Source organism: Rhodoblastus sp. (genome assembly GCF_041915505.1).
In the GTDB taxonomy this organism is placed as follows: Bacteria; Pseudomonadota; Alphaproteobacteria; order Rhizobiales; family Beijerinckiaceae; genus Rhodoblastus.
In genome coordinates this window covers 1-11374 of sequence record NZ_JAYSBG010000087.1, presented here as the reverse complement: position 1 = coordinate 11374, position 11374 = coordinate 1, and the positions used below count along the sequence as shown (strand labels likewise).

Here is an 11374-nt window from a genome sequence, read left to right as displayed (position 1 = left end):
CAATGATTGTCGAGAACGATGCACATGGAGAAGAGAATGCCCGCGCCCGCCCGTGTTGAAGCCACTCCGGAAGCCCTGTCCTGGATTGAGCGCTTGAAGCAGAGCCATGGTCCGCTCATGTTCTACCAGTCCGGCGGTTGCTGTGAGGGATCGGCGCCGATCTGCTTCCGCGACAAGGAATATTGGGTCGGAGGCGAGGACGTCTTTCTCGGCGAGATCGACGGCTGTCCTTTTTACATCCGCGCCAACCAGTTCGAATATTGGCGCCACACCCAGCTGATCATCGATGTGGTTGAAGGCCCCGGCGCGGGCTTTTCCCTCGAAGCGCCCGAAGGGGTGAGTTTCCTCACCCGCGGGCGCCTCTTCTCCGACGCCGAGGCCGAGGCGCTGGTAGAGGCGGGCGAGCCGCCACGCGCCGCTTAAGCGCCGGGTCGTTCGCTCGACATCGCCGTCCGCGATCCGTGCAGCCGAAGCGGAACAGAAGGCTTCAAGCCGCGCGGAAAACGCGCTAAACCGGGCGGATGACGACTCCCCGCGCTCCCGTCGACCGCCTCGTTCTCGCTCTGGCGCAGATCAATTGCATCGTCGGCGCCATTGACGCCAATCTGCGGAAGGCGCGCGAGGCGCGCGCGCAGGCGGCGGCTTTTTCCGCCGATCTGGTGATGTTTTCAGAACTGTTCCTGGCCGGCTATCCGCCGGAGGATCTGGTGCTCAAGCCGGCCTTCGCGGACGCCTGCCGCGCCGCGCTCGAAGACCTCGCCCGCGACACGGCCGACGGCGGCCCGGCCGTTCTGATCGGCCTGCCCTGGATGCAAGACGGTCTTTGCCATAACGCCTACGCCTTGCTCGACGGCGGCCGCATCGCGGCCGTGCGGCTCAAGGTCGATCTGCCCAATTATGGCGTGTTCGACGAAAAGCGCGTGTTCCATCCCGGCCCCGCGCCGGGTCCGGTAGCGTTTCGCGGCGTGCGGCTCGGCCTGCCGATCTGCGAGGACATCTGGGGGCCGGATGTGGTCGAATCCCTGAGCGAGACCGGCGCCGAAATCCTGCTCTCGCCGAACGGCTCGCCCTATTGGCGCGGCAAGGATGCCGAGCGCCTAGCCATCGCGACCGCACGGGTGGTCGAAAGCGGCCTGCCGCTGGTCTATCTCAACCAGATCGGCGGCCAGGACGAATTGGTGTTCGACGGCGCCAGCTTCATCGTCAATCCGGATGGCGCCGTCGCGGGCCGGCTGCCGGCTTTCTCCGAGACGGTCGCCAAAGTCGCGCTGCGGCGCGAAGGCGCCGGATGGGTCTGCGAGGAGGCTCCCGACGTCGCGTCGCTCGACGATGACGAGGCCGATTATTCCGCCTGCGTGCTGGGCCTGCGCGATTATGTCGCCAAGAACGGCTTTCCCGGCGTCGCGCTGGGCATGTCGGGCGGCGTCGATTCCGCGCTTTGCGCGGCCATGGCGGCGGACGCCTTGGGGCCGGACAAGGTCCATGCGATCATGCTGCCCTATCGCTTCACCTCGCAGGACTCGCTGAAAGACGCAGCCGATTGCGCCAAGGCGCTCGGCCTGCGCTATGACATTCTGCCGATCGCGGCGGCGGTGGAGGGCGTGGAGGCGGCGCTGGCGCCTCTGTTCGCGGGCACGGCGCGCGGCGTTACCGAGGAAAACATCCAGGCCCGCGCGCGCGGCATCCTTCTGATGTCGGTCTCCAATAAATTCGGGCCGATGCTGGTCACCACCGGCAACAAATCCGAAATGTCGGTCGGCTACGCCACGCTTTATGGCGACATGAACGGCGGCTTCAACCCGATCAAGGATCTGTACAAGACCCAGGTGTTCCGCCTGTGCGGCCTGCGCAACCGCTGGAAGCCTGACGACGCGCTCGGGCCGGACGGGCTGGTGATCCCGCAGAATATCATCGACAAGCCGCCGACGGCTGAATTGCGCGAGAACCAGAAGGACCAGGATTCGCTCCCGCCTTATGACGCGCTCGACGACATGCTGGAATGCCTGGTGGAAAGGGACCTGCGGCTCGCCGAAATCGTCGCGCGCGGCCATGACATGGAGACGGTGAAGAAGGTCGAGCGGCTGCTTTATCTCGCCGAATACAAGCGCCGCCAGTCGGCGCCGGGCGTCAAGGTGACGAGGAAAAATTTCGGCCGAGACCGCCGCTATCCGATCGTCAACCGCTTCCGCGATTCCGGCGCCCCGGCCTTCACCCCCGATTTCGCGATTGCGCCGACGAGCCCGGCGGGGGTGAGCGAAAGGTTCGAAGACTAGGGGCGCCCCGTCGCCAGGGCGAAACGATCGAGGCGTCCAAGACCGTCATTGCGAGCGAAGCGAAGCAATCCACCCGTCAGGCCAGGGCGAGCGGCGATGGATTGCTTCGCCATAGCCCGTCGAAAGACGGGCGTCTTCCGACGCCCTATGGCTCGCAATGACGGCGGAAACGGAGGCTTTGGAGTTTCAAGCCGCGCCGTCGACTGTTTCGTCGGCTTCGCGCACGGTCATGGAATTGCCGAGCCAGACGAAATCGTCGCCGAGCCAGCCGTCGATCCAGACGATCGGGAACATCAGGTCGCGCAGCAGATAGGTGAGCGGCGAGATCGGGCTGGTAGGCCAGCCCAGCCGCCAGTTCACCAAAGCTTCCGGCAGGTGCCACAGGGCGGCCACGAGAGCGACCACGGTCCAGGGCTCGAAACCGAAATCGCGCGCCGCATAGGCCCCGGCGAGGATCGGGATCAGCGATCCGGCGAAGATTTCGGGCGCGTACATGGTCGGGAAGCTGGCGCGGCGCAGGCGCGCCCAGCGCGTCTGACGCTGGTAGATGGCGCGCAGCGTGCGCGCGCCGAGCGGCTGACCGAAGGGACGGTCGACCAACGCCACTTTCATGCCGGCCTCGCGGACCAGCTTGGTCGCGGCCGCGTCCTCGGCGATTTCCGAGGCCAGCGCCGCGATGCCGCCGGCCTGGTCGACGACCTCGCGCCGCCACATCATGCTCTTGCCCTGGGCGAAGCCCATGCCGAGCGCGTCGGCGCAGAACTGCCAGCGCGCCTGGAAGGAATTGAGGAAGGCGCATTCGAGCTGGGCGCGGAGGCCCTCCGGCCAGACGCCGAGTGGCGGCGAGCAGACCAGGCCGATATCGGGACGGAAGCGGACCAGCATCTGCTGGAGATAATCCTTCGGGGCCAGCACGTTGGAATCGGCCAGCACGATCCATTGGTGCTGCGCGGCCTGCCAGCCTTTGAAACAATTGTTGAGCTTTGGATTGGGGCTGATCGGATCGTCGCCGATCAGCAGCCGCCCGCGCCCCTCAGGCTGCTCGGCCAGAAGCTTTTCGATCAGCGGAATGATCGGGTCGGTCTTTTTCTGGACGCAGAAAATGACCTCATATTCGGGGTAGTCCAACTCGAAGGTCGAGCGAAGCGTCTGTTCGGAAAAGGTTTCGAGGCCGCAGACGGGGCGCACGATGCTGACCGGCGGCGTGGGGTCCGACAGGCCGGTCATAGCGAGGCGCGCGGGCAGCGGCTCGGGCCGCCGGCGGCACCGCCAGCCGGCGAGCGCCAGCGAAAAGAGGTTGAAGGCGGTCACGAAAAGGCAGAAAGCCGCGGCGATATATCCCGTCATTCCAGCCAATCTTTCCCTTGCGCTCGTCAAACGACGATATTTTCGCGCGCTTGCCGCAATGGCGAGGCTTTCGCCCCCGAATGAGGCCTCAATGTGACAAAAGCCGTTCCGTCCAGTTTAACCATTCGGAAAGCACGGCCCGATGTCAATAGAACGGCCCGAAACGCAGGCGCCCATTGCGGTTATGCTGAAATTTTTTCACGTTTCTATGACATAAACGCCACGCTACGCGAACTTTGACGCCCGGCTTGGCCCGAAATTCGCTGCGCATCGCCGATTGCCGAAAAGGCCGCCGGGACGTAAACCACTTGCCATGACCCATCCCGCACATGACGCTCCCGGCCTGTTCGCGCCCGTGGTGCGCTTCGCGCCTTCGCCGACCGGGCGCATCCATATCGGCAATGCGCGCACCGCGCTGCTGAACTATTTTTTCGCCCGCAAGCATGGCGGCCAGTTCATCCTGCGCTTCGACGACACCGATTCCGAACGGTCGACCGAGGAATATGCGCTCGGCATCGAGGTCGATCTCGAATGGCTTGGCGTCGCGCCGGACCGCAAGTTCCGCCAGTCCGAGCGCTTCGCCTCCTATGACGCCGCCGCGCGGAAATTGCGGGAGGCCGGGCGGCTCTATCCCTGCTACGAGACGCCGGAGGAGCTGGAGCGCAAGCGGCGGCTGCAGATCGCGCGCGGCGCGCCGCCGGTCTATGACCGCGCCGCCCTCCAGTTAACGGCGGCGGAGCGTTCCGCGCTGGAGGCCTCGGGCCGCCGCCCGCACTGGCGCTTCAAGCTGGCGCCCGAGATCGTGCGCTGGGACGATCTCATTCGCGGCGACAGCCATATCGATTGCGCCTCCTTGTCCGATCCGGTGCTGGTGCGCGAGGACGGCTCCTATCTCTACACGCTGCCCTCGGTCGCGGACGATATCGATTCCGGCGTGACCCATATCATCCGCGGCGAGGACCATGTCACCAATACGGCGGTGCAGGTCCAGCTTTTCCGCGCCCTGGGCGCGGCCGCGCCGCATTTCGCCCACCACAACCTGCTGATCGGCGCGGACGGGCAGGGCCTGTCCAAGCGCACGGGCGCGCTGTCGATCGCCGGCCTGCGCGAGGCGGGCGTGGAATCGCTCGCCGTCGCGGCCATGGCGGCGCTGACCGGCTCGTCTATTGCGGTGCAGCCCGTCCACAGCCTGCCCGAACTCGCCGGCCTGTTCGATCTCGGGGCGATTTCCCGCAACAGCGCGCGGTTCGATGACGCCGAACTGCAGGCTTTGTCCGAGCGGGTCCTGCACGGCCTGTCCTATGAATCGGTGCGCGACCGGCTGGCGGCGCTCGACATTGTCGGTTTCAAGGCCGAGCCGTTCTGGCTCGCCGCGCGCGGCAATCTGGCCCGGTTCTCGGATGTCGCCGAATGGTGGAGCGTGATCGGGGGCGAAATCCAGCCCGAACCGCTCGAATCCGATTTCCGCTCCGCCGCGCTCTCGGCCCTGCCGGCCGAGCCTTGGGACGAAACCACCTGGAGCGCCTGGACAGGCGCGGTGAAACAGGCGACCGGCCTCAAGGGCAAGGCTTTGTTCCATCCGCTGCGTCTGGCCTTGACGGGACGCGAGGCCGGGCCGGAACTGGCGAAGCTTCTGCCGCTGATCGGCCGCGCCAAGGCGCTCGCGCGGATCGGCGGCTGAGTGCTTCATCCACGCGTCAAAGGTCGGGATTCAAGGCGCGAGATGGCGCCGCGCGAAGGCGCCCAGATGCGCCAGCGCGTCGCGGCCGGCCTGCAGGCGCGCGTTCCACATCGGCCAAGCGTGGATCATCTGCGGCCAGATTTCCAGCGTCGTCTCGACCTGTGCGGCGCCCGCGACCTGCGCGCAGCGAACAGCATCGTCGAGCAGGGTCTCTTCGGAGCCGACCTGGATCAGCAGCGGCGGAAGACCGCGCAGATCGCCGAACAGGGCCGAAACGCGCGGATCCTTCCTGTCGACGCCGGCCGGGACATAGGCCTGGGCGAGTTCTTCGAGATAGGGCTTGTGGATCAGCGGATCGGCTGAATCCTTGGTGAGCAGGGTTCCGCCCGACAGGGTGAGGTCGGTCCAGGGCGAGGCAAGCCAGGCGCAGGCCGCCATATCTGCGCCGGCGTCGCGCAAGTGCTGCAGCAAGGCAAGGGTCAGGCCGCCGCCCGCGCTGTCGCCGCCAATGATGATCTTTTCGGCCGCGATCCCGCTCGCGCGCAGGAAACCCCAGGCGCGGATGGCGTCGTCCAGCGCGGCGGGAAAAGGATGTTCCGGCGCCAGCCGATAGGCGACGGCCAGCGCGCGCGTTCCGCAGGCGCGTCCGGCCTCGGTCGCCATGCGGCGATGGCTGAGCACGGAGCCGGAGCAATAGCCGCCGCCGTGGAAGAACAGCAAGACCTTTGATCGATCGCTGCCGGGAGCCAACGAGAACTCCCCCGGGACGCCGTCCGCGTCGACGGGTTCAAGCGACATGTCGTTGGCGACCGGCCAGGTCGATCCGACCTCCTCGATGCGCTGGCGCCGCTCGGCCCAGCCGATCGGGCGCGGCTTTGAGGCGAGCAGGGCTCGGATAGCTTCGATATCGCTTTCGGCCATGGATCGCCTCCGACAGGATGGCGGATCATAGAGCAGCGTGCGAAAAAGTGGATGCCGATTTTTCGCTAAAACGCTGCGAAAACAAATAAATCTAGAGTCGATTGCGATTTGATCAAATCGCAATCGACTCTAGAAAATGGCCAAGGCTGCGCTGTCACATTGACGTGAGAACAAGAGGCACGATCAATAATTCGGGCCGACGACGCGCACCTGGCGCGGCGAGCCGTCCGGCGCGGCGCCTTCGATCAGTTTCGGCTCGGCGGACGTCGCGGGAGCGGGCAAGGCGGCGGGCGAAGCGGGAGCGGGCGACGCGGCTCTGGCCGGAATGACCTGCGCCGCCGCCTTGCCCGGCTTGGGCGGCACGGGCTGGGCCATGACCCTGGATTGCTGCTCGGTCACCGTCGTGTCGCTCGCCTTGGCGCCGCCCATTTCGTCCAGCACCTGTTCGGCATGGGCGAGGGCCTCGACCCAGCTCTGGTTCGGCGGCTTGCAGGCGCAGCTTGGATCGAAGCTCTTGGCATATTTCAGCGCATTGGGCAGATCGCTATAGGCGGTCCCGTCGGCGCCGAGCGCCGTGCTGATTTCGGCGCTCGGATTTTTGGAATAAAGCTTGACCTCAGCATTTGGGCAAAGCGCCTGGCACAGGCTCTCCAGCTCGGCGTCGGAGCCGCTGCGGGCGGAAAAATTCAGCGGGAAGAAGCCGCCGTCGCAGGTGCGCACGCAAACGGCCTGCGAGCCGCCATGGGCGCCGCCGGAGCCGTCGATCGCCTCGCCGGGCGGCACGGCGACGACGCCATCCTCGGGGCGGCGCTCCTCGCCGAAATTGCCGAACAGGGTTTCGAAGAAATTCCGCTCGCGCGGCGCATTGTTGCAAAGCTGGTCATAGCGCGCGCGTAAAGCCTGCCGTTGCGGCGAATCGCCGGAGGCGCGCCCGGCATAGGCGTCGTATTGGCCCTTCAGCGCCGCAATCTTCGCCTTGAGGCCGCCACATTGCGGCGGCGGCGGCTCGCCGAAGAACAGGAACTGCTGATTGTCGCAGCCGATCGAATGGGCGTAGCTCTGGGCGCGGTCGAGTTCGGCGCGAGCTTTTCGCGCGCCCGCAGCCGCGCCCGGGTCAATGCTCGCCGGTTGCGACAGCGCCGCGCGCAATTGCTGGCATTCGGGGCTTTGGGCCTGGGCTTGCGCGGCAGGCAGGCCAAAGACGAAAGCCGCCGGCGCCGAAAGACGGAGGACCAAAGCGAGCGGCCGCAAGGCGGACGTCACGGTCCCGCGCCGGCCAAGCCTCATCTTCGCCTCCTTATCTCAGGCGCCGCGCTTCATTCCGCCGCATCGGCCTCGGCGATCGAGGCCGCGCGGTCCTTCTTGAGCTTCTCGGCGACCAGGAAGGCCACTTCGATCGCCTGTTCGGCGTTCAGGCGCGGATCGCAATAGGTCATGTAGCGCGAACGCAGATCAGCCTCGGAAAGCGCGCGGGCGCCGCCGGTGCATTCGGTGACATTGGCGCCGGTCATTTCGAGATGGATGCCGCCCGCATAGGTCCCCTCCGCGCGATGCACGTCGAAGAAGGAGCGGATTTCCTGCATCACGCGGTCGAACGGCCGGGTCTTGTAGCCGCCGGCGCTGATGGTGTTGCCGTGCATCGGATCGCAGGACCAGACCACATTCCGGCCCTCGCGCGACACCGCGCGGACCAGTTGCGGCAGGTGATCGCCGACCTTGTCGGCGCCGAAGCGCGCGACCAGCGTCAACCGGCCGGGCTCGTTGGTCGGGTTGAGCAGGTCGATCAGTTGCAACAGGCCATCCGGCGTGGTGCTGGGGCCGCATTTCAGGCCGATCGGATTTTTGATCCCGCGCATGAACTCGACATGGGCGTGATCGGGCTGACGGGTGCGGTCGCCGATCCACAGGAAATGGCCCGAGGTGGCGTAATGGTCGCCGCTGGTCGAATCGACGCGGGTCAGCGCCTGCTCATAGCCGAGCAGCAAAGCCTCATGCGAGGTATAGATCTCCGTCTGGCGCAGCTCCTGATGATGCTCCGGGTCAAGCCCGATAGCGCGCATAAAACCGAGCGTCTCGGTGATCTGGTTGGCCAGCTTCTCATAGCGCTCGGATTGCGGGCTGTCCTTGACGAAGCCCAGCATCCAGCGATGCGCGTTCTCCAGATTGGCGTAGCCGCCAGTGGCGAAGGCGCGCAGCAGGTTCAGCGTCGCCGCCGACTGGCGATAGGACATCAATTGCCGACGCGGATCGGGCTCGCGCGCTTCCGGCGTGAAGGCGATGTCATTGACGATGTCGCCGCGATAGGAGGGCAGGGACACGCCGTTGATGGTCTCGGTCGGGGCCGAGCGCGGCTTGGCGAACTGGCCGGCGATCCGGCCGACCTTCACCACCGGCATGGCGGCGCCATAGGTCATCACCACGGCCATCTGCAGGAAGACGCGGAAGAAGTCGCGGATGTTGTCGGCCGAATGTTCGGCGAAGCTCTCGGCGCAATCGCCGCCCTGCAGCAGGAAAGCCTCGCCGGCGCAGACCTGGGCGAGATGTTTCTTGAGCTTGCGCGCCTCGCCCGCAAAAACCAGCGGAGGGAAGCCCGAAATCTGCTTCTCGACATCGGCCAGAGCCGCCGGGTCCGAATAGGTCGGAACCTGAACGATCGGCTTGGACCTCCAGCTTTCGGGCGACCAACGTTCCATGATTCGAAAAGCTCCTTACCGTCCTCTCGCGGGGACCGGGATTTTGGGGAAGGGCGGTCTATACACCACGCAGGCGAAAGCGCCAAACCCTTAACATTGTTCCGTCGACCCCTGCGCTGAGAGGCCGCAGCCAAAATTATTTAAGAGCCGAAAGGGGCGGCTTTACGGCGCGTTACGCAAACGCATAGGCATCGAGACTCAGCGGGCCGACCAGGGCATGGTGCAGCCTCTTGCCTTTGGCTTCCGGCCCGCCGGCCCCGAAGGCGAAGGGCAGCGGCAGGAAATGTTCCGCAGAGGGATGGTTGCGCAGGGCGTCGGGGCCCTGCTCCCAATGCGCCAGGGCCTCGGAATCGCCGGCCTCGATGCGCTCGTTCAGCCATTCGTTGAAGCTCGCGGCCCAAGGCGGCGTGTCGGGATTGGTGAAAAAGGCGCGCAGATTATGGGTCGCGCCGCCCGAGCCGACGATCAGCACGCCCTCGTCGCGCAAGGGAGCCAGCGCCCGGCCGAGCGCGATATGATGCGCGCCGCCGAGTTGCGGCTGGACCGACAGCGTCGCGACCGGGATATCGGCCTCCGGATAGAGGATTTTCAGCGGCGCCCAGGCGCCGTGGTCATAGCCGCGCCCGTCCGAGACCATCGGCGCGAGGCCGGCGGCCTGGGCGAGCAAAGCGGCTTTTTCCGCCAGAGCCGGGGCGCCGGGGGCGGGATAATGCATCTGGTATAGCTCCGGCTCGAAGCCGCCGAAATCATAGATCATGCCCGGATGAGCGCCTTTTTCGAACACCGGCCGTTCGGTGGTGAAATGCGCGCTCATGATGAGGATGGCGGAGGGACGCGGCAGTTCGCGGCCCAGCTCGCCCCAGAAATCGCGGGTGTCGCTGTCGTAGAGAATGAGATTGGGCGCGCCGTGGGAAAGAAACAGGCTTGGCGGTTTGGTCATCGGCGCGCAGCTCCAGCGTTGCAATTATTCGGCCGTGGGGCCTTTCATTGCGGCGTTGCGTGGACATATAAGCGGCGCAACAGGGAGCGGCCAGTCATGACGTCCTTTTTTCGGAAAAGCCTGCCTTGCGCCGTCGCCGGCGTCGCCCTGGCCTGTCTCGCGGCTGCGGCGCCCACCCGCGCGGACGACGGCCCGGACCTGATCTTCCGCAAGTCGACCACTTTCAAGCTGCTGACGCCGAACGACAAACTGGCGACCTACGCCATCGACGACCCCGCCGTGGCGGGCGTCGCCTGCTATTTCACCGTGCCGGAAAAGGGCGGTCTGGCCGGCGCTTTCGGGGTGGCGGAGCAGACGTCGGACGTTTCGCTGGCCTGCCGGCAGTTCGGGCCGATCCAGTTCAAGGCGAAATTCGCCCAGGGCGACGTGGTGTTCCGCGAGAGCCGCTCGCTTTTGTTCAAGCGGATGCAGATCGTGCGCGGCTGCGACGCCAAGCGCAATGTGCTGGTCTATATGGTCTATAGCGACAAGATCATCGAAGGCTCGCCGAAAAACTCGACCTCGACCGTGGCGATCGAGCCGTGGGGCGGCGAGCCCGCGCCCAAATGTGCGGATTTCGTGAGCGGCTGAGCCGGGATTTCAGTCGTCGCAGGAGATGAAGACGTCGTCGGCGGACATCCTGCGGGCCGGCGCGGATTTCACGGCGGATTTTTCGATCGAGGCGGTAATGTCGTCCGCGCGGCCGAACGCCTTGGCGTCGCCATGGCCATGGGCCTCGCACCAGGCGTCGGCGACGATCTTGGCGCATTCGTCGCCGCTGCGGATGCAATCCTTCACGCCATAGCCGTCGTCGCCGATGATGAAGCTGTTGTGGCCAAGGGCGCTGGTTTCCGCGCGCGCGGCCGATTGCAGCGCGCAAATCACGAACAGGCCGCCGAGCAGCGGAATCAGGATGTGCGGTAAAAAGTTATGCTCAAATTCGTAGAATTTCATCGCCCCGACTCGCGGATTGGCGCGGCTCGGGTCCGTAAGCCCGCGCCGCAGCAATAAACAGGGCGTCATCATGCGGCGGGGCGCGTGAAAAAAGAGTTAAATTTAACTATACTAATTGCGCAAGCGTCGAGATTTCCACAAGACGGCGCAGACCAAGTCTATCGGGTTAAGTCTTCATGACGTGAGTCAAGTCTTCGTCGCGTTTCACGTTCCACAAAACGTTTCCAGCACCCTTTCCTCGGGGCGCGGCGGCGTTTCCAGGTCGTCTTCCGGCCGGGGCGGCGGCGGAGGCTCCAGGAAGGGATTTTTCAGCGCCGCGCAGAGCCGCAGCAGCGGCGCGAGATCGTCCTCATTGGCGGCGGCGAGCGCCTGTTCGACGCGGTGATTGCGCGCGATGACGATCGGATTGCTGGCGCGCATGGCCGCCAGCCGCGCCGGGAAATCATCGCCGGCGGTCAGCACGCGCCATTCCGCCAGGAACAGGCCGGCTTCGTCACGAATTTCGGGCGAAGCCTCGGCGAACAAT

Annotated in this window: 10 protein-coding genes and 1 pseudogene; 4 read left to right on the top strand and 7 right to left on the bottom strand. The window is 65.7% G+C overall.

The features are described from left to right. Positions 1-36 precede the first annotated feature (36 nt). Together ACE3S9_RS07750 and ACE3S9_RS07745 are read left to right on the top strand one after the other, a co-directional pair. A complete protein-coding gene (locus tag ACE3S9_RS07750; RefSeq protein ID WP_374545870.1) occupies positions 37-423 on the top strand; it encodes a DUF779 domain-containing protein in 387 nt (128 codons plus the stop codon). A 98-nt stretch (positions 424-521) separates the two neighbouring features. Further along, positions 522-2273, top strand: coding sequence for an NAD+ synthase (locus ACE3S9_RS07745; protein ID WP_374545869.1), 1752 nt, complete (start codon positions 522-524; stop codon positions 2271-2273). A 186-nt stretch (positions 2274-2459) separates the two neighbouring features. On the opposite strand, the gene ACE3S9_RS07740 is transcribed toward ACE3S9_RS07745, so the two are convergent. Beyond that, a complete protein-coding gene (locus ACE3S9_RS07740; protein WP_374545868.1) occupies positions 2460-3620 on the bottom strand; it encodes a ceramide glucosyltransferase in 1161 nt (386 codons plus the stop codon). 313 nt (positions 3621-3933) lie between these two features. Between ACE3S9_RS07740 and gltX the strand changes: the two genes are divergently transcribed. Next, positions 3934-5301, top strand: a complete 1368-nt coding sequence (gene gltX / locus ACE3S9_RS07735) for a glutamate--tRNA ligase (RefSeq protein WP_374545867.1) — start codon at positions 3934-3936, stop codon at positions 5299-5301. A 30-nt stretch (positions 5302-5331) separates the two neighbouring features. Here gltX and ACE3S9_RS07730 read toward each other — a convergent pair whose 3' ends face one another. The 4 genes from ACE3S9_RS07730 to ACE3S9_RS07715 form a co-directional block, all read right to left on the bottom strand. After that, complete coding sequence (locus tag ACE3S9_RS07730) at positions 5332-6222, bottom strand: alpha/beta hydrolase (protein ID WP_374545866.1); 891 nt, start codon at positions 6220-6222, stop codon at positions 5332-5334. A gap of 183 nt (positions 6223-6405) precedes the next feature. Beyond that, the gene (locus ACE3S9_RS07725) at positions 6406-7509 is read right to left on the bottom strand and encodes a DUF2865 domain-containing protein (protein ID WP_374545865.1); all 1104 of its coding nucleotides are present in this window, start codon (positions 7507-7509) and stop codon (positions 6406-6408) included. A gap of 29 nt (positions 7510-7538) precedes the next feature. After that, positions 7539-8915, bottom strand: coding sequence for a class II 3-deoxy-7-phosphoheptulonate synthase (locus ACE3S9_RS07720; protein WP_374545864.1), 1377 nt, complete (start codon positions 8913-8915; stop codon positions 7539-7541). 172 nt (positions 8916-9087) lie between these two features. Next, a complete protein-coding gene (locus ACE3S9_RS07715) occupies positions 9088-9855 on the bottom strand; it encodes a class III extradiol ring-cleavage dioxygenase (RefSeq protein ID WP_374545863.1) in 768 nt (255 codons plus the stop codon). A gap of 96 nt (positions 9856-9951) precedes the next feature. On the opposite strand from ACE3S9_RS07715, the gene ACE3S9_RS07710 reads away from it, so the two are divergent. After that, positions 9952-10485, top strand: coding sequence for a CreA family protein (locus ACE3S9_RS07710; RefSeq protein ID WP_374545862.1), 534 nt, complete (start codon positions 9952-9954; stop codon positions 10483-10485). A gap of 9 nt (positions 10486-10494) precedes the next feature. Here ACE3S9_RS07710 and ACE3S9_RS07705 read toward each other — a convergent pair whose 3' ends face one another. Continuing rightward, positions 10495-10848 carry a hypothetical protein gene (locus ACE3S9_RS07705; RefSeq protein WP_374545861.1) on the bottom strand — a complete coding sequence of 118 codons (354 nt, stop codon included), beginning with the start codon at positions 10846-10848 and terminating at the stop codon, positions 10495-10497. 204 nt (positions 10849-11052) lie between these two features. After that, positions 11053-11374: pseudogene (locus tag ACE3S9_RS07700) on the bottom strand (hypothetical protein); the annotation flags it as partial.